Below are 24,391 nucleotides of genomic sequence, written 5' to 3'. Positions count from 1 at the left end.
ATTTCCTTACCCGTGAGGTAACGACGTAAAGCCGATGCCGTCGATCTCACAGCCCTTCATTCGACGCCCGGTTGGCACGACGCTGCTTTCGATCGGGCTACTCCTCCTTGGCATCGTGGCCTACCGGTTCTTGCCGGTGGCGTCCGTTCCGAACGTCGATTTCCCCACGATCTTCGTTTACGCGTTTCGTCCAGGCGCAGATCCCTCGATCATGGCAAGCACCGTGGCCGCGCCCCTCGAGCGGCGGCTCGGCGAAATCGCTGGCGTCAACCAGATCACCTCGACGAGCACACTCGGTCTCACCAGCGTGCTCCTGCAATTCGACATCGGTCGAAGTCTCGATCGCGCCGCCAGGGACGTACAAGCCGCAATCAACGCGTCGCTGCCTGATCTGCCTGGTGATCTTCCTTCGCTGCCACGATTTGGAAAGGCCAATACCTCCGGCGCCCCCGTTTACGTCCTCGCGCTCACCTCCAAGACACTCTCGACGGTCGCTCTCTACGATGTCGCCGACACCGTGCTGTTGCAGCGCATCGCGCAGGTGCCGGGCGTTGGCAATGTCACCGTCAGCGGGGCTGATCAGCCGGCGGTGCGGGTGCAGCTCAACCCCGTCGCGCTGTCCAACACCGGCATTGCCACCGACGACGTCCGGACCGCAATCATCAACGCCAATCCGCTCGGTCCCGTCGGCATCTTCAACGGCGAGCGTCAGAGCGAGACTTTGTCGCTCAATCGCCAGATGCGCACGGCGAAAGAGTTCCGCGACATTGTCATCAAGAGTTCGAGCGGCAATTTTGTGCGGCTCTCCGACGTCGCTGATATCGAAGATTCCGTGAAGAATGTGCGTTCGGTTGCCTGGTTCAACAAGCAGCCCGCGGTTCTGATCGAGATCAGAAAACAAGGCGATGCCAACGTCATCGATACCGTCGACAGGGTAAGGACGCTTATCCCCGAGCTGAAGCAGTGGATTCCGGCCGGCGTCGAGATTTCCACCCTGGTCGACCGCACCGGCACGATCCGTGCCAGCGTTATGGACATGCAGTGGACGCTATTGGCGACGGCGCTCCTCGTCATGGTCGTCGTATTCTTCTTCTTGCGCCGGCTTACACCGACGATCGCAGCCGGCATCTCGGTGCCGCTGGCCCTGGCAGGGACCTGTGCCGGCATGTGGATCGCGGGCTTCTCGATCGACAATCTATCGCTGATGGCGCTGGCCATCTCCGTCGGCTTCGTGGTCGACGACGCCATCGTCATGATCGAGAACATGTACCGCAATCTCGAGCGCGGTATGCGGCCACTCCGAGCGGCGGAGGAAGGCGCCCGGCAAATCGGGTTTACCGTGGTCTCAATCAGCCTGTCGCTGGTCGCGGCGTTCACGCCACTGATCTTCATGGATGGCATCGTCGGCCGGCTGCTGCGGGAGTTCTCTTTGACGCTGACCTTTGCGATCGTCGTGTCAACGCTGGTGTCGCTCACGGTCACACCAATGATCTGCGCCCATTACATCCGGCAGCCCCCCTCGGGGACTGCGACGCTGTTCGACCGCGTCATCGAGGGCTCGTTGTCGCACATTGTCGCGTCCTACACCAACACTTTGCGTACCGCGCTCGAATTCCCGTTGCTGACGCTGCTGGTATTCTTCGCCACCATCGGCCTCACGGTCACGCTCTATATCAAGATCCCCAAGGGCTATTTCCCGACCGATGATTCCGGCTTCGTCATTGGCGCAACACGCGCGTCGGCGGACACGTCGTTCCAATCGATGCTGAGTTTGCAGCAACAACTCGCCGAAATAGTTCTCGCCGATCCAGCCGTGGCTGGTCTTGGCTCAGTGGTCGGGAGCGGCGGGGGCCCCGGAGGCCAGGGCGCAAACCGCGGCACCATGTTCATCAGCCTAAAGCCGCCGGAACACCGCGGATACGTCTCAACCGAAGCCGTGATCGACCGGTTGCGCCGCGCCCTCTATCCGGTCGCCGGTATTCGCCTGTTCATGTTCGCCGCCCAGGACGTCCGCGCTGGCGGACGGCAAAGCGATTCCAACTACCAATATACGCTCGTCAGCACTGACCTCGGCCTGTTGCAAAAATGGGCTCCAATCGTGACCAAGCGCATGGAGACGGTCGAAGGCATCACGGACATCTCTAGCGATCGCGATCCGAACGGGTTGCAGCTCACGCTGAGCATCGACCGCCAAAGGGCCTCGGCGCTTGGCGTCCGGGTGCAGGACATCGACAACGCCTTGAACAACGCGTTCTCGCAGCGGCAGATATCGATCATCTACACCCAGCGCAATCAGTACATGACCGTGCTGGAGATCGACCCGAAGTTCCAGGTCGATCCATCCAATCTCGAACGGATCTATGTCGCCGGCGCCAACGACACGCAGGTGCCGCTATCGGCCGTGGCGCACGCAACGCGCGAGCTCGCCGCGCTCGCGGTCTATCATTCGCAATCGTTTCCTTCGACGACGGTCTCGTTCAACCTCTTGCCGAACGTGCCGCTCCAGGCCGCCACGCAGAACATCCAGCGCGCGGTCGATGAGCTGCACATGCCGGAAGGCATTCGCGGCAGTTTCGACGGCAATGCCGAGGATTTCGCCAGGACGAGCGGCCGCCAGCCGCTGCTGATCCTCGGCGCGCTGGTTGCAATGTATATCGTGCTCGGCGTGCTCTATGAGAGTCTCGCCCATCCGCTCACCATCATCTCGACGCTGCCCTCGGCCGGCCTCGGCGCGCTGCTCGCGCTGCAGCTCACCAACACGCCGCTGACGGTGATCGCCTTCGTCGGCATCATCCTGTTGATCGGCATCGTCAAGAAGAACGGCATCATGATGGTGGACTTCGCGCTCGATGCCGAGCGCCAGCGCGGCCTGTCCTCGGCGGAGGCGATCTTCGAGGCCTGCCAGGCGCGCTTCCGTCCCATCCTGATGACGACCATGGCAGCGCTTTTCGCTGGCATTCCGCTGGTCATCGCAACCGGGCCCGGCACGGAGCTGCGGCGCCCGCTCGGCATCACCATCATCGGCGGCCTGCTCGTCTCGCAGATCCTGACGCTCTACACGACGCCGGTGATCTACCTGCTGATCGACCGGCTGCGGCGGCGCTCCGAGCCGCGGCCGCTCGCCGCGCCGGCGGAATAGGTTGTTGACGCGCCGCTTCGAGCGTATAGCGGCGCCTATGTCGAACCCGCCAGACACGGCCGCCGCGCCGGCCGAGCTGATCCCCGAGTGCCCGCACTGCCAGAAGCCGATGCCGCTGTGCATCTGCGACAGTGTCACGCCCATTGAAAATCGCCTCGGGCTCCTGATCCTCCAGCATCCGCAGGAGCAGGACAGGGCGCTCGGCACCGCGCGGCTGCTGGCGAGGCATTTCTCCGATGCCACTGTGCGCGTCGGCCTGTCCTGGCCGAGCCTGTCCAAGGCGCTGGGGCGGCCGGTCGAGAATGCCGCGCGCTGGGCCGTGCTCTATCTCGGCTCGGCGCGCGCCGCCGATCTCGAGGCCGAGGGTGAGATCGTCGCGCTGAGCCGCAAGGGCGAGGTCGCGGAGAACCAACGTGCCATCCTGAACAAGATCGAGGGCGTGGTGCTGCTCGATGGCACCTGGAGCCAAGCCAAGGCACTGTGGTGGCGCAATCCCTGGATGCTGAAATGCCAGCGCGTGATCCTCAACCCGGCGCATCCCTCGCGTTACGGGCGTCTGCGCCGCGAGCCGCGCCGCGACGGTCTCTCGACCATTGAGGCGGCCGCGTCGATCCTGGCCAGCCTCGAGCGGCGGCCCGACATCTCCGAGACGCTGCATGCAAGTTTTGAACGGATGCTGGCGCGCTATCGCGAGGTTCAAGCCGAGATGCCGGAACTGGCACCGAAGCCAGCGGCGAGGGACCGCCGGCGCGGTGCCCGGCGGGGCAAGCGAGCCTGACTCGAGCCACCACCAACCGTACGATTGATTGCCAGTGCGGAGCGGCCGGATGCTGCCACTCGTTATTCCTTTCCGCTGTGATCCGTTACCCTCGGCGCTAACGCCACGTCGTTGTTGATCGAATTGACAAGAAAAATGGACGCAATTGCGCTGAGATGCACGCCATCCAGAGCCGAGAGCCCCTTCTCATCGATTCTGGTTAGGCAGCCATCGGCATTGCAGAGCCGATCCCATGCCGAAGCGTACTCGACGTTCTGTTGTGTGAAGAATTGTTTGGCAGAGCGTTCGTCCCACAGATTCTTTACTTGAGTGATGGATCGCTCTGGAAGTCGGTCTCGGTGAGAGATGTAATAACTGAGAAACTGTTCGGGCAAGCCGCGCTTCCATAGGGGGGCTGGGCCGATCACAACGACACGCGTGCGAATGCCTTTCAGAGCTGCCACCGTAGCGGCCCAACCTTCCTTCTCGGCCTCGTCAAGCGGGCCGAAGCCGGCAAGCAATACTACGTCTGGGTGCACCTGTTCGATCAGTGCCAAAACGCGCCGATTGTTGGCCTCGCAGCTTGGAGGCCCGCCAGTCAGGAGCGGCTGGCAGCTACTGGCTGTCAATTGCGCCAGCCCGAAGGGCGATCGGCTTTGTATGTCCCGCATTCCCGGCATAAGCGCGGCGGCCGTCGAGTCGCCCCACACCGCGACCAGCGGTCGGCGGTTTTCGACGCAGCTTTGAACGAATTGAGTTTGTGATGCCAGATTCAGGAGGCATTCGTCCACCCGCCATGCGGCGGGTCGCTCGCTGTCGGCAATCAGCAAATCGGCTGGAAAGCGGTTTGGGAAACCGTCCGCGCCGGTGATGATGGCCCCCACAACTGCGATCGCAGCAAGTCCGGCAGTCAATGTGACGACGTGCGTGCGCGGTGCGCGCTTCGACCGAATCGGGAGTTCGACAAATCGGAACGTTGCGGCCGCGAGCGCATAGGCGATCGCAACGGCGGCGCCGCGCTCAAGGGGCGTCAGCGGCATGAATTTCGCTGCGGCTGCCAGCACGAGGACCGGCCAATGCCATAGATACAGTGGATAGCTGATGAGGCCTGTGAAGACTGCCGCGCGGTTGGAGAGAACGAAAGCGGCGAAGCGGCTTTGCGCTCCAGCCGTTACGATCAGCGCGGCGCCAGTGACGGGCACTGCCGCGCGCCAGCTTGGGTATTGGACCGTTTGGTCGAACAGGAAAGAGCTGGCCGTGATCAGAGCAAGCCCAATTCCGAAAAGGAAGCTGGAGATGGGCAGTTTCTTCATTGCCGGCACGCGGCTGTCGAGCCACGCCAAAGCAGCCCCGGCCATCAGTTCCCATGCGCGGGTGGCAGGCAGGTAAAAATCGAACTCGCGATGATCGGCGAGCATCACGGAAAGCAGGAAAGAGGCCCCGCCGATTAGCAGGATTGCGACGAGCCATTGTCGCGGCTTCGCCAATACCAGCGCTAGGAGCGGCCAGACGATGTAGAATTGCTCTTCGACGCCGAGGGACCAGAGGTGCAGAAGTGGGAACGAACTCGCGTCGGGGCTGAAATAGCCCGATTGGAGCCAGAAAAAGAAATTGGCGCCGAAGAGCGAGCTGGCCAGAACCTGTTGGCCGAAATGCGCAAAGGCACTTGGCAGAAGGACAAGCCATGAAGCCGCGACGGTTATACCCGTTACCAGTAGCAGCGCTGGAACGATTCGCCGGACACGTCGGGCGTAGAAGTCAGAGAGCGTAAAGGAGCCGTCGCTGACTTGGTCGAAGGTAATTCCCGAGATCAGGAAGCCAGAGATGACAAAGAAGACGTCTACGCCGATGAACCCGCCCGGGACGATCTCGGGGAATGCGTGAAAGAGCACCACGACCATCACGGCGACGGCCCGGAGCCCGTCAATGTGCGGGCGATATGTCGCCGTCGAGTGGGTCATTGGATAATTCGGGGCAGCCTCCCGACTGTGCGCCAGCGCTGCTGCGCGTACCACGCAAGTTCACAGTCAGCAACAATTGGAGATGTTTAGAAATACGACCTTGGGGATGAACATCTGCGCAGGTAGGAGGGCGCACGATTGGACGAGGCTTGCCGTCACCAAAGCGGCGCCGGGCCCGTCGGCAAATTATCGATTCCTGGCGGCCGCAACCGCGCCAGCCGTGGGTGTGGGCAACGCCGCTAGACTTCCCGAGGGGCTATTTCGGCTGCGGGTTGACCTACCCAAAGCCGACCTATATGCGATGGCACAACCACACCAACGGACCGCCTCCAAGGTGTGGGGACTTCTGTCGGGGCTCGGACCGTTTTCGCCCACGTGTAAAAGTGCCGACTACTTACTGATATCTAAGACGTTTTTCTAAGTGAGGCCACGTGGCGGAGTGGTTACGCAACGGTCTGCAAAACCGTGTACACCAGTTCAATTCTGGTCGTGGCCTCCATCACAAGCGTCTGATTTTACAGCATAAATCTGACTTCGGCGCGCGTTCCCGCAGAGCGCGCCAGCGAAGCTTGTCGTCGGGCCGCGCTCACGGCGCTTGCAACTTCCGATTCAGGGCCGATGGCATAAAGTTCGCATCGGCTGGCTGATGCATATCCCAACAATCGAGCGCTGGAGAGCACGTGGGCGACGTCGTCCGATTTGTCCCGAAATCTGAGCTGGAACGGGCTCGCCTCATTCGTGAGGCCCGCGCGATCTATGACAGCATCTTTCCGCCGGCCGCACCCGACCGGGCGCCGCAGGACGGCGAGGAGCGCGCCAAGACTTGATCTGGCTGCGCCCAGGGGCGACGCAGGGCTTTGTATCAACGGGCTCGCAAGGCGAGCGAATCCCTTTTGCGGTGACGGCTTAGGCGGCGGTCTCAGCAGGCCGCGTACCAGCCGTCCGGAAACGGCAGGAGGGGCCAGGCGCCCTCATTGTCATTGGCGGCCTTGGGCGTTGCGTCGTACGACCACGAGCGGGGCACGAATTCCTCCTCCGGTACGGGCGCCAAATCTTCATAGACCATGGCGTCCCGGACGGTATCCAGCAGCAAGTTGAATTCGGCTTCGCTCATCACACCCTCCGGAACGCGGATGGCGCAATGTCGCAAAGCCGGTTTGTCTCTCGATTGACCCGATCGTTCGCATTTTAACGATCCGGCGATCGAGGTCCGATTGGTTAGCGATTCCTGAAAAATCCTGTGGAATCCTATGAGGATCCGGGGGCGCCGCCAGTGTGAAAGAAGTCACATCCCCCGCGGTTTGTTTCTCCTATCTCTTCGCGCGACATCGGCCGATGCGGGCCGGGGGCGGGCAAGGCAGACAGGAGACTTGGTCATGAAGGCGAGGTTCTTGCGGTTTGCGGGCGTGAGGAGCCCGGCGCGGCGCGCTTCGACGGTCGGGCTGTTCCTGACGCTGTTCGCCTCCGCGGCTCATGCGCAGGGAACACCGGAGCAGCGCCGGGCCTGCACCCCCGACGTCTACCGGCTCTGCGCGGGCGAGATCCCCAATGTCCGCGCGATCACGGCCTGCCTGCGCCGCAACCGGGCCAGCCTGAGCGAGGCTTGCCGCACAGTGTTCGACCAGGCCGGTGGATAGTCCCTGTGGATTCGTGCGCAGCAAGTGGTTTGCCTCTGCAACACAAATCTGCCGAAGCGAGGCTGTGAATATGTTGCGGACAAGCTGTGCATTGATCGAGAGTAGACAGATATCTGTCAGCTTGAAAAATTATTTCGTTTGAGAATTGCGAGAAGTGGTTTGCGTTGAAGCCGCTTCTTTTCAAAGCTTCGGGGGTTTTGCCGAGAAGGCACCCGCGGCGCCATGATCCGTCCGCATCCTGCACACCGGCGGCGCGTTCGGCGGCAACGGGAGCGGCGCCGGCAACGGAGGGGTCGGCTTCGGCGAAGGGCTCGCCGGCGAGCTCGTCAAGGTGCACGCGTTGCGTCCGATGATCGACGAGATCCTGCGCCAGAGCGGCTTTGCGCCCGGCGACGATCCCGCGAAGGCGCTGGTCGGCGCCGTGACCGGGAAGAGCAAACGGCGCCGCGGTGCCCGCGCCTGTACCGGAGAAAACAAACACCGCCGATCTATGAATGCCCATTCATTGCTGCGGAGAATTCGAATCGATAAGAACTCGCTCGTTGCACGTCTCGCGTCGCGCAACGAGCCGTAGTGCGGATCGATCGCGTGTTGAGCCTTTCGATCGCGCGCCGGGCGAATCTTTGAGGCAACGCCATTTGTTGCCGCAGCGACTGCGCCGATCGACGTCAGGCGCTGAAAGCCTGTTTCGATCGGGGGATTTTTATATGAAGTATTTTCTGTCCGGACTGATCGCGATCGGTCTTTCGATCGCCGCTGCGCCGTCGTTCGCGGCTGACTCTCGCAACGTCTCCGTCGTCAATGAGACCGGCTATGCCATCAAGTTTCTCGGCTTCAACGCGCCGGACGATGGCATGGACGAATGGGAGAACGAGCTCGACAAGGTTTTGCAGAACCAGGCGAGCACGTATGTCGAGTTCGACGAGGACGATGAGGGCTGCGTCTGGAACATCCGCGTCGACTGGCAGAACTATGACGAGTCGGTCCTGTGGAAGAACGTCAACCTCTGCAAGTTCAACGTGCTGCGGCTGCACTACGACCCCGGCACCAAGACCACGTCCTTCATCGCCGAATAGTCTGACCTGACATGGCCCGGAGGAGGGGCCGCTCAAGGCCCTTCCTCGACGCGTTGCGGACGATGATGAATTCGTCCTTTGCAAGCGCAACCGGCTTTGTTATACGCAGCGCGCGCGAACGACTGGTTCGCCCTTTCCTCGGTAGCTCAGCGGTAGAGCATCCGACTGTTAATCGGATGGTCGCTGGTTCGAATCCAGCCCGGGGAGCCAAATTTTGCCGCAAATTCAATCGTTTGTAGCTGCGCCTTGATGCGGCGCGCTAGGTCGATCGAGCAATTTCTCGACGTCGCTTCCAGCCAAATCCAGGCAGAATCGCGTTCAAGCAGATGTGTGGAATGGCGCCATCGCGCCACGCGGGCGGCGCTAAATCGACTCAATCCAAATCGAGCTTCGTGTGTGCCGGATTATTACGGAGCTGATTCCTATGCCAGACATCCTGGTCGACCGTTCCCATATGGCCCCCTCGATTCTGCCGGCAGACGTTCCCGAACTCAGTGATGATGAATGCCTGGCCTGTCTCGCGCGTGCCGTCGAGGCACACGATTCGGCGCGACTGGACGAAGTCGCCGCGCTGATCGGCCGGCTCGCGGTCACGATCGAATAGGCCGTTTCGACCCTCGATATGCGGTGAGCGCGGAAGACGCCGGCCCCTCGGGGGCAACGGCCATGTTGCGTTTTCCCCAAGCCTGTTCCAAAGATGCCGCCAACTTTCGTCCGCGGCATCGTCCGCATTTCAGGGTCCGCAAATGTCCGGTTTCTCGACCGCGCGCCAAAAAATGGTCGATGGCCAGGTGCGCACCAATGACGTCACCGATCGCCGTATTCTCGACGCCATGCTCACGGTTCCGCGCGAAGCCTTCGTGCCGGCCAGCAGGCAGGCTTTGGCCTACCTCGACCTCGACCTCGATGTGAGCGAGGGCGCCGCCAAGCGGTTCCTGATCAAGCCGGAGCTGACCGGCAAGCTGCTTCAGGCCGCCGAAATCGGCGAGGGTGACAACGTGCTGGTCGTCGGCTGCGCCACGGGCTATCTCGCCGCCCTGACGGCCAAGCTTGCGCGCCAGGTCACCGCGACCGAATGCGATTCGGCTCTGGCGGCGAAAGCCAAGGACGCCTTTGCTGCCCTCGGGCTCACCAATGTCACCTGCAAGGCCGCGGCCTGCACCGAGGGTGACCCTTCTGCCGCTCCGTATGACGTGATCGTCCTCAATGGTGCCGTCGAGGTGACGCCCGAAGGGCTGCTCGGACAGCTCAAGGAGGGCGGGCGGCTGGTCGGGGTGTCTGCCGAATCCAAGCCGCCGCGGGCCATGATTGTGACCCATAACCACGGGGAATTCGGCCATCGGACGCTGTTCGATGCCGCAGCCCCGGTCCTTCCGGGGCTGGAACGGGCCGCTGCTTTTGTATTCTAACGGGCATAGCCTGTTAAAATCCCATTCTTAATCAGAAGTGTGGCCGGGATGCTGCACGTGAAGAGTTTCCACCGGGAACGGCCTTGAGGTAGTTCCGTCGCGCCAATCCGCGTCCTATGTTGCGACGGGGCAACGACTCCACTCGGTAGACGGTAACCCAGCTCGCGGGCACGAGTCGGGCGTTAGATGAACGGAATTTTTGGGATGCATGGGGTGAAGCTCTTCACCGGAGCTGCGGTTTCGGTCCTGTTGCTGGCTCTTGCCGGGCCGACGCCTGCGTTGGCGGACACGATCGAGGCTGCGCTGGTACGTGCCTATCAGAACAACCCGCAGCTCAATGCACAGCGCGCCCAGGTGCGCTCCACCGACGAGAACGTGCCGCAAGCCTTGTCGGGCTATCGCCCCAAGGTCGCGCTGACGGCGAGCGCCGGCTTTCAATATCAGGATACCCAGCCGTTGCAGAAGGGCCCGCCGATTCATGGTGACCTTCAGCCCAACAGCGCCAGCCTGACCATCAACCAGACGCTCTACAACGGCAATCAGACGGCCAACAGGACGCGCGCGGCAGAGAGCCAGGTGTCCGGTTCGCGCGAAGCGCTGCGCAGCCTCGATCAAAGCGTGCTGCTGAACGGCGCCACGATCTACATGGACTATCTGCGCGACGCCGCCACGCTGGAGGTCCAGCGCAGCAACGTGCGCGTGCTCGAACAGACGCTCAAGCAAACGCGCGATCGCTTCAACGTCGGCGAGGTGACGCGTACCGACGTGGCGCAATCCGAAGCGCAGTTGGCGGCGGGCAAGACGCAGGCACTGCAAGCCGAAGCGAATCTCACCACGACGCGGGCGAACTTCCGCCGCATCATCGGCAACGAGCCGACGAATCTCGCGCCGGGCTCGCCGGTCGACCGCTTCTTTCCTGCAACCCTCGCCTCGGCGGTCGAGCTCGGCCTTGTCGAGAATCCGAACGTCACGGCCGCAATGTTCGGCATCGACGTCAATTATCTACAGGTCAAGGTCGCCGAAGGCGCGCTGCTGCCGACGGTCTCGGTCCAGGCTGGCGTCACCCAAGCATACCAGCAGCAGCTCACGATCTTCCGACAGACGACCGCTTCCGCCATCGCGACAGCCTCCGTGCCGATCTATCAGGGCGGCGCAGAATATTCGCTGATCCGGCAATCGAAAGAGAACCTGGCGCAGCAGCGTCTCAACCTCGAAACGACCCGCGACCAGGCCCGCGCGACCGTGGTGCAGTGGTGGGGGAACTTGCAGGCCGGCAAGGCGCAGGTGCAATCCGCGCAGGCACAGGTCACGGCGTCGGAGATCGCGCTGAATGGCGTGCGCGAAGAAGCCAAGGCTGGCCAACGTACCACGCTCGACGTGCTCAATGCGCAGCAGGCGCTGGTCAATGCGCGCGTCGCGCTGGTCACCGCGCAGCACGACCGGGTCGTTGCGTCTTACAACGTCCTCGCCGCCGTCGGCCGGCTGTCACCGCAGGTCCTCGGCCTGGCGACCACGATTTACGATCCCAGCGTTCACTACCAGCAGGTCCGCGACAGCTGGGCCGGTGTTCGCACGCCGGACGGGCGCTGATCGCCGCAATCAGGTCGGCCTCGCAGATAGTCGAGGCCGACCTGCGCTTTGCTTGCAATCGTCAAAATCCCTGACATAGCCTTGCCAAGAAGTTGCGGGTCGATTCGTCCCGCATCCGTTTGTCGTGTGCGTAAAGCTTGAGTGCCGAGGGCAGGGGCCGCACCGCTGCACGTTGAGCCGTGAACTGGGGACAAGTCGGGTTGTCGCGACGAAAATGTCGGGGCTCCTGTCCGAAACCGGCCAATCCTGTCGTGCTTGGTGTAAAACAGCGCATGCGAGGGCGTTGATCATGTGGAGTCGGAGATGACGCAGCCTGCAAAGGTTACAGAACCCTCGATGGAGGAGATTCTGGCCTCGATCCGGCGCATCATTGCCGACGATGAGGCCAAGCCGCCGCCGACGGAAGCCGCCAAGCCCGAGAAAGCTGCGGCGCCCGCTGCGTCGCCAAAGCCGCAGGCGATCAAGAACATTCCGCCATCCAAGGCCGCGCCGGCCAAACCTGCCGAAGAGAAGCCCGAACCTCCATCGGCCGCAAAGCCGGCACCAACACCTGCGCCCACTGCGCCCGCGACGGATTCACCCAACGGCCAGGACGATATCGACGCGCTGCTGGCCGGGCTCGACGCCGCCACGCCTGCGCCCGAGGTCCGTGCTCCGGAACCCGAGCCCGAGCCCGAGCCTGACGTGCTCGAACTGACCGACGATATGGCGATGGACCCGACACCGCCTCCGCCGCCGAGCTTCCACCGGGTCGATCCGCGCGACGATCTCGAATTCGCCGAATCGCCACAGCCGCGCCCAGCGCCGTCCTATGCGCCGGTGGACTTCGATGCGCCGCCGCTTCCGCCGCAGCAGCCGATCCTCGCGCAATCGACGGTCTCGGCGGTCGAGTCCGCCTTCAACTCGCTGGCCCATACCGTGCTCAGCAGCAATGCGCGGACACTGGAGGACCTGGTCAAGGAGATGCTGCGTCCGATGCTCAAGTCCTGGCTCGACGACAACCTGCCGGGCTTGGTTGAACGCATCGTGAAGGCCGAAATCGAGCGAGTCTCGCGCGGCGGAAGGTAGAAACCCGGCCGCAGAGCCCTCATAAAGCCCCGCTTGTGCGTGATGACAGGCCTTCCGACCGCGCCGGGAAGCCCCATTGCCGCTTGCTATCCGTTGACCTTTTCGTTGACTTGCCCCCCTCGCGCGGCTTTCTAGCAGCCCCATGATCGAGAAAAATTACCAGCCCGCCGATATCGAAGCCCGTATGTCCGTCGTGTGGGAGGACAGCCTTGCCTTCAAGGCCGGCCGTCCCGACCGCCGCGACGCGGCGCCCTTTACCATCGTGATCCCGCCGCCGAACGTGACGGGCTCGCTGCATATGGGCCATGCCCTCAACAACACGCTCCAGGATATCCTGTGCCGCTTCGAGCGGATGCGCGGCCGCGACGTGCTGTGGCAGCCCGGCACCGACCATGCCGGCATCGCCACCCAGATGGTGGTCGAGCGACAGCTGATGGAGCGCCAGCAGCCCGGCCGCCGCGAGATGGGCCGCGAGAAGTTTCTGGAGCGGGTCTGGCAGTGGAAGGCCGAGAGCGGCGACACCATCATCAACCAGCTCAAGCGGCTCGGCGCCTCCTGCGACTGGTCGCGCGAGCGCTTCACCATGGACGAGGGTCTGTCCAAGGCCGTCGTCAAGGTGTTCGTCGAGCTGCACCGTGATGGCCTGATCTACAAGGACAAGCGGCTGGTGAACTGGGACACCAAGCTGCTGACCGCGATCTCCGATCTCGAAGTGCAGCAGACCGAGGTCAAGGGCAGCCTCTGGTACCTGCGCTATCCCATCGAGGGCAAGACGTTCAGCCCCGAGGATCCCTCGAGCTTCATCGTCGTCGCCACCACACGGCCCGAGACCATGCTCGGCGATACCGGCGTGGCCGTGCATCCCGACGACGAACGCTATCAGAAGCTGGTCGGCAAGAACGTGATCCTGCCGCTGGTTGGCCGCAAGATCCGGATCGTCGCCGACGAATATTCCGATCCGGACAAGGGCTCGGGCGCGGTGAAGGTGACGCCGGCGCATGACTTCAATGATTTCGAGGTCGGCAATCGCCACGGCCTGGGCCGGATCAGCGTCATCGACAAGGAAGGTTGTCTCGATCTCCTCGACAACGAGGATTATCTGCGCGACCTGCCCGAAGGCGCCTCGCAGTTCGCCGAGGAGTTTCACAAGGTCGACCGCTTCGCTGCGCGCAAGCGCATCGTCGAGCGGCTGGAATCGTTCGGCTTCGTCGAGCGGATCGAGCCGCACACCCACATGGTGCCGCATGGCGATCGCTCCGGCACGGTGATCGAGCCGTACCTGACCGACCAATGGTACGTCGACGCCAAGACGCTGGCCAAGCCGGCGATCGCAGCGGTTCGTTCGGGCGAAACCAGCTTCGTGCCGAAGAACTGGGAAAAGACCTATTTCGAATGGATGGAGAACATCCAGCCCTGGTGCATCTCGCGCCAGCTCTGGTGGGGGCACCAGATCCCGGCCTGGTACGGCCCGGATGGCAAGGTGTTCGTCGCCGAGACCGAGGAGGAGGCGATCAGCCACGCGCTCGGCTATTACGTCGAGCAGGAGGTCATCTCGCCGGAGCAGGGGCGCGAGATGGCGCTCGACCGCAACAAGCGCGAAGGCTTCATCACGCGTGATGAAGACGTGCTCGACACCTGGTTCTCCTCAGCGCTGTGGCCATTCTCGACGCTCGGCTGGCCCGAAGACGCGCCGGAGGTGAAGCGCTACTACCCGACCAATGCGCTGGTGACCGGCTTCGACATCATCTTCTTCTGGGTCGCCCGGATGATGATGATGGGACTGCACTTCATGAAGGAAGTGCCGTTCTCGACGATCTACATTCACGCTCTCGTCCGCGACGAGAAGGGCGCCAAGATGTCGAAGTCGAAGGGCAACGTCATCGATCCGCTCCACCTGATCGACGAATACGGCGCCGACGCGCTGCGCTTCACGCTGGCTGCGATGGCCGCTCAGGGGCGCGACATCAAGCTCGCCACCAGCCGTGTCGAGGGCTACCGCAATTTCGCGACCAAGCTCTGGAACGCATCCCGCTTTGCGGAGATGAACCACTGCGCCGTGCCCGACGGTTTCGAGCCGGCGAAGGTGAAGGAGACCCTGAACCGCTGGATCGCGCACGAGAGTGCGCACACCACGCGCGAGGTGACCGAGGCGATCGAAGCCTACCGCTTCAACGATGCCGCAGGCGCGATCTATCGCTTCGTGTGGAACGTTTATTGCGACTGGTATGTCGAGCTCGCAAAGCCTGTGCTGCTCGGTCCGGATGGCCCCGCCAAGGACGAAACCCGCGCCATGGTCGCCTGGGCGCGCGACGAGATCCTGAAGTTGCTGCACCCCTTCATGCCCTTCATCACCGAAGAGCTGTGGGAGGTGACGGCCAAGCGCGAGGGCCTGCTCGCACTGGCATCATGGCCGCTGAAGCCGGCCGACCCGACGCCGGAGCAGCTCGCAATGCTGGCCGCGGCGGCCGGGCCAACCGATCCGCTGATCTCGCCGGCCTTGATCATGCCGATCTTCGACCATGCCGATTTCACCGATCCAAAGGCGGAAGCCGAGATCGGCTGGGTCATCGACCTCATCACCCAGATCCGCTCGGTGCGCGCCGAGATGAACATCCCGCCGGCAACGCTGACGGCGCTGGTGCTCGCAGGCGCTTCGGCCGAGACCAGGGAACGCGCACCGCGCTGGACCGACGTCATCAAGCGTATGGCCCGGCTGTCCGACATCTCCTTCGCCGACCGCGCACCTGACGGCGCGGTCCAGCTCCTCGTGCGCGGCGAGGTCGCCTCACTGCCGCTCAAGGGCGTGATCGACGTCGCCGCCGAGCGCACCCGCCTCGACAAGGAGATCGCGAAAGCCGACGCCGACATCAAGCGCGCCGAGTCCAAGCTGGCGAACGAGAAATTCGTCGCCAATGCGGCCGAGGAGGTCGTCGAGGAGGAGCGCGAAAAGCGCGAGGCGGCGCTGGCGCGCAAGGCCAAGCTCCTCGAGGCGCTGGAGCGGCTGAAGCAGGCGTCGTGACTTTGCTGTCATTCCGGGGCGATGCGCAGCATCGAACTCCGGTGCGCAATTGCGCACCCGAGGTTCTCGGGGTTCCGGGTTTGCGTCTTCGATGCGCCCCGGAACGACAATCACTTCGGAAACGGCTTGCTTAGGAATTTCGAACCCCTGACGCCATAGCGCCAGGGTAACTCGACGGCCTTGGTGATACCGATCCGGATGCCTGCTGCGACTTCGACGTCCGCCGTCCGCGCATGCAGTGCAATCGGTGGCCGGTCCAGCGGCAGGGCGTTGTGCGCGATGGTGATGCCGAGCGCTTCGGTCAGCTTGCCCGGTCCTGAGCACAGTGCGTGCAGGTCCTGGAGATGGCGGCGCCGGCGCATCGCGGCGATGCCGTGCGTTGGCTCCAGCGCGCGGATCAGTACGGCGCTGGCAGAGCCTTCCTTCTCGCAGACGAAGTTCACGCACCAGTGGATGCCGTAAGAGCGGTAGACATAGGCAAAGCCAGGCGGGCCGAACATCACCTGGTTCCGCGGCGTCGCACCGTTAAAGGAGTGCGCTGCAGGCTCGGTATGATGATAGGCCTCGACCTCGACAATGATGCCGCCGACGCCGTCGACCAGCATGGTCGCTCCGATCAGGTCGGGCGCGACCTCATGGACGCTGCGCCCGAAAAAGGCACGCTTCAGCGGCTTGCCAAGCCGCGGGGTAGAGGTCTTCGAGTTTGGAGCCATTCGAGGTGAGAATCGCCAGAGAACAGAGCAAGATATTGCCCATATCTGCCATGTTCCATGAAGCGGCGCGAGCCGGGTTGCGATGCGTGGCGAGACCGACTAGGTAAGACCTGAACAGACCGGACACCCCATGGTCGTTATTGTCGATACCATCTCGAACCCGCTGCGCCCGCGTCACCCTGAAAAGGTGAATCGCCCCGATTCGGCTTCACCGCCGAAGCCGAACTGGATCCGCGTACGCGCGCCCAACACCCGCGGCTATGCCGATACCCGCAACATCGTGCGCGCCAATGGCCTGCACACGGTGTGCGAGGAGGCCGGTTGCCCGAACATCGGCGAGTGCTGGGACAAGAAGCACGCGACCTTCATGATCATGGGTGACACCTGCACCCGGGCCTGCGCCTTCTGCAACGTCAAGACCGGCCTGCCAAACGCGCTGGATGCGGCCGAGCCTGAGCATGTGGCCGAGGCCACGGCCAAGCTGGGTCTCGCCCACGTCGTGGTCACCTCGGTCGACCGCGACGATCTTGCTGATGGCGGCGCCGAGCATTTTGCCCAGACCATCCGAGCCATCCGCGCGGCCTGTCCGTCGACGACGATCGAGATCCTGACGCCCGACTTCCTGCGCAAGGACGGCGCGCTCGAGGTTGTCGCCGCGGCCAAGCCCGACGTCTTCAATCATAATCTGGAAACTGTGCCCTCGCGCTACCTCACGGTTCGACCCGGCGCGCGCTACTTCCATTCGATCCGGCTGTTGCAGCGGGTCAAGGAGATCGACCCCACGATCTTCACCAAGTCCGGCATCATGGTTGGCCTCGGCGAGGAGCGCCACGAGGTGCAGCAGGTGATGGACGATCTGCGCTCGGCCGACGTCGACTTCCTGACCATCGGGCAATATCTCCAGCCGACCCGCAAGCACCATGCGGTGATGCGCTATGTGCCGCCGGACGAGTTCTCATCCTACGAGAAGGTTGCCTACACCAAGGGGTTCCTGATGGTGTCGGCGAGCCCGCTCACCCGTTCGTCGCATCACGCGGGCGAGGATTTCGCAAGACTGAAGGCAGCGCGGGCCGCTCAGGCCCGCTGACATCCAATGCATCGAGTTTCGAGCAAGCACCGCGTCAACCACAGCGCGTCCGAAATGTTTAATCTGGTCGCCGATGTCGAGCGCTACCCGGAATTCGTGCCGCTGTGCAGCGCGCTGAAGGTGCGCCAGCGCATGGCGAAGCCCGACGGCACCGAGGTGCTGGTCGCCGACATGACGGTGTCGTTCAAGCTGGTCAAGGAATCCTTCACCAGTCGCGTCACGCTCGACCGCGCCAACCTGAAAATCCTCGTCGAGTATCTGCAGGGGCCGTTCAGAAAGCTGGAAAATCGCTGGACGTTCGAGCCCAAGGATGAGCAGGGGGGGCGAGGGCGTCTGCGACGTCGGCTTCTTCCTCGCCTACGAGTTCAAGAGCCGGATGCTGGCGATGCTGATGGGCTCGATGTTCGACGCCGCGTTCGCGCGCTTTTCAGCCGCGTTCGAGAAGCGGGCGGATGCGATCTACGGCCGGCCGAAGCTGGCTTCGTCGTAGGTAGTTGCAGCTCTGGTCCCGGACGCGTAGCGTTGCTGCGCAGAGCCGGGACCCATTGCCTTAGACTCCGATAGATGGGCCCCGGCTCTGCAGCGCACCGCTGAAGGAGCGCTGCGCTGCGTCCGGGGCACGAGTTGCTTACTTCAATCCACCGCCTTGACGATATCCGGCGGCTGCGAGGCGTAATAGGCCGCCGCCTGCTCAATCTCCTGCGGCGTCATCGCGCGTGCGATATTGCGCATCTGCTGGCTGATGTCGTTGCGCCGTTCTCCGGACGCGAAGGCCTGGAGTTGCGCCTTCAAATAAGCCTCCGACTGTCCCTCCAGCCATGGGCTGCCGGTCTTGTTGTCGAGGCTGCCATGGCAGGAGCCGCAGGGCGCGATCCCGCGCATTGGCGCGCCGTAGATGACGATGCTGGGCTTGGGCAGTTGCGGCGTCGGATGATAGGCGGGAAGCCGCGGCAGAAAGGCGTAATAGTCGGAGAGATCGGCGATCTCCTGGTCCGTCAGGTTGACCGCGAATGGCGACATCACGGCATTGGTGCGCGCGCCGGAGCGGAAATCATGCAGCTCCTTGTAGATCACCGCCGCGTATTGGCCCGCAAGGTTGGGCGAATCCGCGCGGCTGAGGCCGGTCGGGCCGTGGCAGATCGCGCAGCGCTGCGCCAGCGTCGCGCCGCGGCCGATCGCCTCCTGGCTCGGACGCGACAGAGTGTGTGAGGTCAGCACGACCTCCGACAGGCGCTTGGCCTGCTCGGGGGCTGCGACGCCTGCCAAGCGCTGCGGCACACCGGCGGCGCTGCAGATCGCATCCCAGACATTTGCGAATTGGACCCAGGGCTGCGCGAAGGGCAGCACGATGAAGCCGACAATCGCCGTCACGATCAGGATCGCGGCGGTGATGCCGACGCCTCGCGTGAAATGGGGATTGCGGAAAGTGAAGAGGTCGCGCGCGCTCATCACTGCGCTCCCACATAGACGGCGGGCACCGACGTGCCCTCGGTGGTCGCCAAGGTGAGGATCGGATAGCCGTAATTGGTGATGGTGAGGGCGATCATCAGCGCCACCCACAGCGCGTGCGTGTTGAGTGCGACCGGAACCGTCGCCGATTGATGCACAGCAACCGCGAAGCGATAGCTGCCGGCCTCGGCCTGAGGCGCGCGCATGCCGCGGGCCAGAATGACCAGGAACAGGATGCCCGACGCCAGCAGGATGAAGCCGCCGATCGCGGAGAAGGTCACTGACAGCGCCTGCGGCGCGATCGCGGGATCGCCGAAGTCGAAATAGGCCATGCGGCGCGGCATGCCCAGAATCCCGACCCAGTGCCACGGGAAGGTGGTGACGATCATGCCGATGAACCACAGCCAGAGCTGGGTGCGGATCAGGCGGAGATCATTCAGCTCGCGGCCGGTCAGATGCGGCCACAGATCATAGGCGATCGCGAAATACATGATCACGATGGCGCCGCCGAAGATCAGGTGGAAGTGGCCGGTGATCCACTGCGTGTTGTGGATCGACGCGTCGAGCTGATAGCTCATGTTGATGAGTCCGCCGGCGCCGCCGAAGCCGAGCATGACGAAGGAGAACGCAAGCGCCAGCATCATCGGGTTGTCCCAGGGCAGCACCCTGATCCAGCCGAACATGCCGCGCCCACCGCGGAGGCGCGCAGCGATCTCGACGGATGCGCAGATCGTAAAGACGGTGAGAAACGTCGGCAGCGTGACCAGCGCCGTGAAGGCCGAATGGACGAACTTGAAGCCGGCACCGACCTGCGGGTCGGCGAAGGTGTGATGCATGCCGATCGGCATCGCCACCACCAGGAACAGGATGAACGCAATCCGCGCCATATTGTCGGAATAGACGCGGCCGCCGATCGCGCGTGGCACGATGGTGTAGTAGGCAATGTAGGTCGGCATCAGCCAGAAATAGACGATGGCGTGCAGCGTCCAGGAGAAGAACACGCGGGCAAGTCCCGCGTCGATGGTGGCCTTCAGCCCCGCCGCAACGGGAATGATCTGGAGCAACAGCTCGAGCGCGGCGCCGACCGCGGTCCATGCCCACAGATATGAGCCCGCGACATTGGCGAACATCGCCAGCGGCACCGGTGCGCCGGGATGGGCCTTTCGCCAGACGCGCAGATTGATCGACATCAGCGCGACCCAGATCCAGGAGCCGACCACGACCAGCACGACGCCGAGATAGTAGAAGAGGTTGCCGATCAGCGGCGGATAGAACGTGTAGAGCACCGAGGCGCGCCCCAGCGCGATCGGGATCACGGCCATGATGCTGCCGCCGACGATCAGCCAGAACCCGGCCCAGGCCCAGCGGACGCCGACCAGGCGCTGCTCCAGCGCGGACTCGCTGATGGCATAACCGAAGCCCATCGCGACCAGGGTCGGGAAGACATAGCCCATCACCGTGCCGTGCGCGGTCAGCGAGCGGTAATAGAGCTCGGGGTTGGAAAGCCAGGTGCCGATCGGGCTGCGAATGAACATCTGCCAGGCGCCGAGCGTGAGCGCGACGCCGAACACGGCGAATGCAAACCAGAAATGGGCGAGAATGAGCTTCCTATTCACCAACACAGCTCAGCCTCCCGCCTGCCTTCGCGCGGTTCGCGAAATCGGTCTTGTCGATCACCTTGACCTTGCCCCACATGCCCTCGTGGCCGAAGCTGCAAAACTCCTGGCAGGGCATCAGATAGTCGCCGGTCTTCGTAAAGCGCATGAGCTGCTCGGAGACGTAGCCCGGCACCAGCATGGTGTTGATGTTGGTGCCCTGGATCAGGATGCCGTGCACGACGTCGGCGCTGGTAGCGCGCATTGTGATCGGCGTGTCGGCCGGCACCACGATGCAGGCCGGCGTGAAAGAATATTGCTGGCCGATCGCGCGCACGGTCACGTTGCCATTGGCTTCCAGCACGCTGCCGAGATTGCTCTCGACGAACTCGCCGGACAGATGCAGGCGAGACGGGTCGGTGGTCTCCACGCGCGGCTGCGGCATGGTCGCGCGATGGATACCGGCGAACGCCGCCAGGACGGCCATCATCACGATGACGATGACGAAAATGGCGGCCCAGCGCCGTTCGACGCGGGCTGCAACGTCTGCGCTGTGATGGGTTTCCTCTGCGCTCATTGCAGCGACCCGCGCGGCAGGAAGACGAACAGATAGAACGCCAGCCACATCGCGACCACGCAGGCCGAGGCAATGCCCGCGAGCACGATCGCGCCGGATGGGCCACGTGCGACGACTTCGTCGACGGCCTGATCTGCGGCGGCTGGACTGGTCGGCGGATCGGAATTGAACATGGCGGATCTCAATTCAGCGGTGCAGAGCGCAGCTCGTTGGCCTCGCGCGCCGAGACCGGCGTGCCGCGATTGCCCCAGGCCGTGCGGATGTAGGAAACGACGGCGGCGACCTCGTTGTCGGACAGGAGTCCGGCGAACGGCGGCATGCCGTAGGGCATCGGATTGCCCTGGGTGCCCGGCGGATAGCCGCCATTGAGCACCATACGGATCGGATTGACGGCCGACTGCATCTCGATCGACTGGTTGTTGGCGAGCGGCGGCCAGTGCGGCGGCTTGCCTTCGCCCTGAAGGCCGTGACAGCTCGCGCAGTGCTTGTCGTAGACGGTCTTGCCGAGGCTGATCAGCAGGCTGCTTTCGGTGGTCGGCAGCGCCGAGCTTGCCGGCGGAGGCGGCGAGGGCTCCGAGATGCCCTTCAGGTAGACGGCCATCGCCCTGATGTCCTCGTCGCTCAGATATTGCAGGCTGTTGTGCACGACTTCGGCCATCGGGCCGTAGACGACGCCGCGCGCCGAAACGCCAGTCTGGAGCAGATCGGTGATGTCCTTGATGCTCCAGTCGCCGAGTCCCGCCTCGCGGCTCGAGGTGAGCGAGGGCGCGTACCAGTTCTGCATTGGAATCAGGCCGCCCTTGAAGGCGTCGGATTGTGAGGTGCCGCCGAGCGCGTTGATCGGCGAATGGCACATGCCGCAATGGCCGAGGCCCTCGACCAGATAGGCGCCGCGATTCCATTCCGCCGATTGCTTCGGATCCGGCTTGAACTCGCCCTCGCTGAAGAACAGCGTGCGCCAGCCGAGGATGAGCTGGCGGTTGTCATAGGGGAAGCGCAGCTCGTGCGGCCGGTTCCTCTGGTTCACCGGCGGGATCGATCGGAGATAGGCGAAGATCGCGTCGCTGTCGGCGCGCGTGACCTTCGTGTAGGACGCAAACGGCATGGCCGGATAGATCAACCCGCCGTCGGGAAAGCGGCCGCTATGCATGGTCTTGTAGAAGTCGTCGGCGCTCCACTTGCCGATCCCGGTTTCCGGGTCAGGCGTGATGTTGGAAGTGTAGAGCGTGCCGAATGGCGTCGGCATGGCGCGTCCGCCGGCGAACAGGCGGCCGTCCGGCGCGGTGTGGCAGGCGGTGCAGTCGCCGGCACGGGCGAGATATTCGCCGCGCGCGATGATGTCACTGGTTTTGTCCTGCGCCTGCGCGGCCGTGGTGAACGCGGCGAGTGCGAGGAGTGCGATCGACAGTTTCGAGCCCATCATCCGCCTCGTCAGTTGGGCTGGCTGCCGCAGCCGAAGGGCAGCGCGTAGGTGCCTTTCGGCACGGGCGCCGGGTTGGCGGGCGCCGCCCGCGTCGCGAGCCAGGCCGCAACGGCGGTGACGTCAGCCTCGGTCAAATGGCCCGCGACGACCTGCATGCAGTCGGGCGATTTCGCGGTGCGGGTACCGTAACGCCAGGCGCCGAGCTGGGCGCTGATGTAATTGGCGCGCAGGCCAAGCAGGCCGGGGATGCCGGGCTGCATACCCGTCAGTCCTGGGCCATGGCAGCTGACGCAGGCAGGAATGTTGCGCCCCGCATCGCCGCGGGTTGCAAGCAACTCGCCCTGCGCGAGGACTTCCTTGCTGACCTCGCTCGGCGCCGGCGGCGGCAGTGGCGGATGCTCGTTGGCAAAATACTCCGCCATTGCCTCCAGATACGGGTCAGGCAGAAACTCCAGCAGATAGTTCATCGGCGGATATTTGCGCCGGCCGCTGCGGAAGGCGAGGAGCTGGTTGTAGAGATAGCCGGCCGGCTTGCCGCCGAGTCGCGGGAAATAGACATCGCTGGTGCCTTCGCCCTTGTTGCCGTGACAGGGCGTGCAGGCTTCCACCCGCGCCGCCATCGTATCCGGCGGCTGGTTGGCCGTTTGTGCGGCTGCACTATCAAAGGCGGCCAAGGCGGCAATGACGATTGCCAGAGCAGTGTAGCGAGCGAACACGCCGTCGCCCTCCAGAAAGCAGGACCGGGTTGATTCCAGGCCACAACGTAGTCCGCTATTATTGCGCCAATATAGTTGCGCGCAAGCTCGGAACCGAACGATGACGCTTGGTCGCCCTTTTGCAACGCAATGATGATGATCGATTTCGACAAAATTTGCGTGCTTTTTCAAAAGAGAAGACCTGTAATGCAAGCTCTCGTAGCCCGGATGGCGCGCAACGAAGGGATCGTTTCGCGTCGCGGTGAGTTCTCAACCGATTGTCCGGGTGGAAGCCGCCATGACCATCAATTTCGATACGCTGAAAGCTTCGCTCGTCCTGTATGGGCTGAATGCGGTCTACGCGATCCTGCTGCTCGCGATCGGCTGGTACTGGCCGGCACAATGCAGCGCTTCGTCACCCGCATGCTGAACGTCGGGCACCGGGTCGATCCCCTCGTGACGTTGTTCGTTGCCAGCGTCGCGCGCTACGGCGTGCTGGCGATCGTCGGCATCGCCGCGCTTCAGCTCTTCGGCATCCAGACCGCGAGTCTGGTCGCCGTGCTGGGCGCGACATCACTCGCCATTGGTCTTGCCTTGCAGGGCACGCTCTCCAATCTCGCTGCCGGCGTGATGCTGCTGTTGTTTCGGCCCTTCCACATCGGCGATGACGTCGAGGTCGGCGGCAAGACCGGAAAGGTGCGATCACTGTCGCTGTTCATGACCGAGCTCGTCGCGGCCGACAATACGCAGATCCTGCTTCCGAACGGGCAAGTGTGGGGCGCGGCCATCATCAATCACAACGCCTATCCTGGCACAGGCGAGGTCAAGGTGATGTTTCCCGTCAGGGCCGGTTCGGCCAATGCGCTGGCCGACCAGATCCTGAAGGAGTTGCGCGAGGATCCGCGCATCGACGAGCGGACCGCGCCGTCGGTCAATGTGTCGAAGGTGATCGCCGCCGATCCCGCCGCGCCGCTCGTGGAATTGACCGTCAGCGCAAAGGTGAAGCCATCCGATGCCGATGCCGTCAAACAGCGGGTGCTCGACCATGCGAGCGCGCTGCTCGCGGCGGCGTAAGGACCTCTAGGTGGTGTGGACTCTAAGGATTCCCATTTAAGTGCAAATCAGATTCAAGGCTTCTTTTGGGGAGGTCGCCTTGGGTGTGATGGATCGTTTGGTTTTGAGCGACGCGGCCTGGG

General features: G+C 63.5%; 24 protein-coding genes, 2 tRNA genes and 1 pseudogene. 18 read left to right on the top strand and 9 right to left on the bottom strand.

The window, feature by feature from the left end:
* Nucleotides 1–34: 34 nt before the first annotated feature.
* Entirely contained in the window at nt 35–3,139 is a 3,105-nt protein-coding gene (locus AC630_RS28475; protein ID WP_074121768.1) for an efflux RND transporter permease subunit, read from the top strand.
* A gap of 37 nt (nt 3,140–3,176) precedes the next feature.
* Nucleotides 3,177–3,917 carry a tRNA-uridine aminocarboxypropyltransferase gene (locus AC630_RS28470; RefSeq protein ID WP_074121767.1) on the top strand — a complete coding sequence of 247 codons (741 nt, stop codon included), beginning with the start codon at nt 3,177–3,179 and terminating at the stop codon, nt 3,915–3,917.
* Between the two features lie 62 nt (nt 3,918–3,979).
* Here the strand turns inward: AC630_RS28470 and AC630_RS28465 are convergent, their stop codons facing one another.
* Nucleotides 3,980–5,857 carry an acyltransferase family protein gene (locus AC630_RS28465; protein WP_074121766.1) on the bottom strand — a complete coding sequence of 626 codons (1,878 nt, stop codon included), beginning with the start codon at nt 5,855–5,857 and terminating at the stop codon, nt 3,980–3,982.
* 425 nt (nt 5,858–6,282) lie between these two features.
* On the opposite strand from AC630_RS28465, the gene AC630_RS28460 reads away from it, so the two are divergent.
* Together AC630_RS28460 and AC630_RS45680 are read left to right on the top strand one after the other, a co-directional pair.
* A tRNA-Cys gene (locus AC630_RS28460) sits at nt 6,283–6,356 on the top strand.
* Between the two features lie 181 nt (nt 6,357–6,537).
* Complete coding sequence (locus tag AC630_RS45680; protein ID WP_167561300.1) at nt 6,538–6,684, top strand: hypothetical protein; 147 nt, start codon at nt 6,538–6,540, stop codon at nt 6,682–6,684.
* Between the two features lie 92 nt (nt 6,685–6,776).
* Here AC630_RS45680 and AC630_RS28455 read toward each other — a convergent pair whose 3' ends face one another.
* Complete coding sequence (locus tag AC630_RS28455) at nt 6,777–6,971, bottom strand: hypothetical protein (RefSeq protein WP_074121765.1); 195 nt, start codon at nt 6,969–6,971, stop codon at nt 6,777–6,779.
* Between the two features lie 262 nt (nt 6,972–7,233).
* Here AC630_RS28455 and AC630_RS28450 point away from each other — a divergent pair, with 262 nt between their 5' ends.
* The 9 genes from AC630_RS28450 to AC630_RS28410 all read left to right on the top strand — a co-directional run bounded on the left by AC630_RS28450 (nt 7,234) and on the right by AC630_RS28410 (nt 15,656).
* Nucleotides 7,234–7,494 carry a hypothetical protein gene (locus tag AC630_RS28450; protein ID WP_074121788.1) on the top strand — a complete coding sequence of 87 codons (261 nt, stop codon included), beginning with the start codon at nt 7,234–7,236 and terminating at the stop codon, nt 7,492–7,494.
* A gap of 349 nt (nt 7,495–7,843) precedes the next feature.
* Complete coding sequence (locus AC630_RS48445) at nt 7,844–8,068, top strand: hypothetical protein (RefSeq protein ID WP_502691544.1); 225 nt, start codon at nt 7,844–7,846, stop codon at nt 8,066–8,068.
* A gap of 133 nt (nt 8,069–8,201) precedes the next feature.
* Nucleotides 8,202–8,570 (top strand): hypothetical protein, encoded by a 369-nt coding sequence (locus AC630_RS28440; protein WP_074121764.1) that lies wholly within the window; start codon nt 8,202–8,204, stop codon nt 8,568–8,570.
* Between the two features lie 135 nt (nt 8,571–8,705).
* Nucleotides 8,706–8,780: transfer RNA gene (locus AC630_RS28435), tRNA-Asn, on the top strand.
* Nucleotides 8,781–8,994: 214 nt separating this feature from the next.
* Nucleotides 8,995–9,174, top strand: a complete 180-nt coding sequence (locus tag AC630_RS28430) for a hypothetical protein (protein ID WP_074121763.1) — start codon at nt 8,995–8,997, stop codon at nt 9,172–9,174.
* A 142-nt stretch (nt 9,175–9,316) separates the two neighbouring features.
* Entirely contained in the window at nt 9,317–9,979 is a 663-nt protein-coding gene (locus AC630_RS28425; protein WP_074121762.1) for a protein-L-isoaspartate O-methyltransferase family protein, read from the top strand.
* Nucleotides 9,980–10,183: 204 nt separating this feature from the next.
* On the top strand, nt 10,184–11,569 hold the full coding sequence (locus AC630_RS28420) for a TolC family outer membrane protein (protein ID WP_074121761.1): 1,386 nt from the start codon (nt 10,184–10,186) through the stop codon (nt 11,567–11,569).
* A 303-nt stretch (nt 11,570–11,872) separates the two neighbouring features.
* Nucleotides 11,873–12,637: a PopZ family protein gene (locus tag AC630_RS28415; RefSeq protein ID WP_074121787.1), complete on the top strand. Its 765-nt coding sequence runs from the start codon at nt 11,873–11,875 to the stop codon at nt 12,635–12,637.
* Nucleotides 12,638–12,779: 142 nt separating this feature from the next.
* Nucleotides 12,780–15,656 carry a valine--tRNA ligase gene (locus AC630_RS28410; RefSeq protein ID WP_074121760.1) on the top strand — a complete coding sequence of 959 codons (2,877 nt, stop codon included), beginning with the start codon at nt 12,780–12,782 and terminating at the stop codon, nt 15,654–15,656.
* 110 nt (nt 15,657–15,766) lie between these two features.
* On the opposite strand, the gene AC630_RS28405 is transcribed toward AC630_RS28410, so the two are convergent.
* The gene (locus tag AC630_RS28405; protein WP_074121759.1) at nt 15,767–16,369 is read right to left on the bottom strand and encodes a DNA-3-methyladenine glycosylase; all 603 of its coding nucleotides are present in this window, start codon (nt 16,367–16,369) and stop codon (nt 15,767–15,769) included.
* Between the two features lie 130 nt (nt 16,370–16,499).
* Between AC630_RS28405 and lipA the strand changes: the two genes are divergently transcribed.
* From lipA to AC630_RS48440, 3 genes and pseudogenes are all read left to right on the top strand, one after another.
* Nucleotides 16,500–17,456: a lipoyl synthase gene (gene lipA, locus AC630_RS28400; RefSeq protein WP_074121758.1), complete on the top strand. Its 957-nt coding sequence runs from the start codon at nt 16,500–16,502 to the stop codon at nt 17,454–17,456.
* 6 nt (nt 17,457–17,462) lie between these two features.
* Nucleotides 17,463–17,819, top strand: a pseudogene (locus tag AC630_RS28395) (type II toxin-antitoxin system RatA family toxin); the annotation flags it as partial.
* Complete coding sequence (locus AC630_RS48440; protein ID WP_502691543.1) at nt 17,767–17,946, top strand: hypothetical protein; 180 nt, start codon at nt 17,767–17,769, stop codon at nt 17,944–17,946. The pseudogene AC630_RS28395 and the gene AC630_RS48440, both read left to right, overlap by 53 nt.
* Before the next feature lie 143 nt (nt 17,947–18,089).
* Here the strand turns inward: AC630_RS48440 and AC630_RS28390 are convergent, their stop codons facing one another.
* From AC630_RS28390 to AC630_RS28370, 6 genes are read right to left on the bottom strand one after another with little or no spacing between them, the layout of a single operon-like run.
* Nucleotides 18,090–18,905 carry a c-type cytochrome gene (locus AC630_RS28390; RefSeq protein ID WP_074121756.1) on the bottom strand — a complete coding sequence of 272 codons (816 nt, stop codon included), beginning with the start codon at nt 18,903–18,905 and terminating at the stop codon, nt 18,090–18,092.
* Complete coding sequence (locus tag AC630_RS28385) at nt 18,905–20,527, bottom strand: b(o/a)3-type cytochrome-c oxidase subunit 1 (protein WP_074121755.1); 1,623 nt, start codon at nt 20,525–20,527, stop codon at nt 18,905–18,907. Before AC630_RS28385 ends, AC630_RS28390 begins: the two co-directional genes overlap by 1 nt.
* Nucleotides 20,514–21,077 (bottom strand): cupredoxin domain-containing protein, encoded by a 564-nt coding sequence (locus AC630_RS28380; protein WP_074121786.1) that lies wholly within the window; start codon nt 21,075–21,077, stop codon nt 20,514–20,516. The genes AC630_RS28385 and AC630_RS28380 overlap by 14 nt, the downstream gene beginning before the upstream one ends.
* On the bottom strand, nt 21,074–21,250 hold the full coding sequence (locus tag AC630_RS45675; protein WP_167561299.1) for a hypothetical protein: 177 nt from the start codon (nt 21,248–21,250) through the stop codon (nt 21,074–21,076). Before AC630_RS45675 ends, AC630_RS28380 begins: the two co-directional genes overlap by 4 nt.
* 8 nt (nt 21,251–21,258) lie before the next feature.
* Entirely contained in the window at nt 21,259–22,497 is a 1,239-nt protein-coding gene (locus AC630_RS28375) for a cytochrome c (protein WP_074121785.1), read from the bottom strand.
* 11 nt (nt 22,498–22,508) lie between these two features.
* Nucleotides 22,509–23,120: a c-type cytochrome gene (locus AC630_RS28370; protein ID WP_502691545.1), complete on the bottom strand. Its 612-nt coding sequence runs from the start codon at nt 23,118–23,120 to the stop codon at nt 22,509–22,511.
* Nucleotides 23,121–23,493: 373 nt separating this feature from the next.
* Here AC630_RS28370 and AC630_RS47880 point away from each other — a divergent pair, with 373 nt between their 5' ends.
* On the top strand, nt 23,494–23,625 hold the full coding sequence (locus AC630_RS47880; RefSeq protein ID WP_283808458.1) for a hypothetical protein: 132 nt from the start codon (nt 23,494–23,496) through the stop codon (nt 23,623–23,625).
* Nucleotides 23,598–24,269, top strand: a complete 672-nt coding sequence (locus AC630_RS28365; protein ID WP_245330545.1) for a mechanosensitive ion channel family protein — start codon at nt 23,598–23,600, stop codon at nt 24,267–24,269. Before AC630_RS47880 ends, AC630_RS28365 begins: the two co-directional genes overlap by 28 nt.
* Nucleotides 24,270–24,391: the final 122 nt, after the last annotated feature.

It is taken from the genome of Bradyrhizobium sp. AS23.2 (assembly GCF_001908185.1).
GTDB lineage: Bacteria > Pseudomonadota > Alphaproteobacteria > Rhizobiales > Xanthobacteraceae > Bradyrhizobium.
Note: the sequence above shows the minus strand (reverse complement) of the source record. Positions and strands in the feature narration are given on the sequence as shown.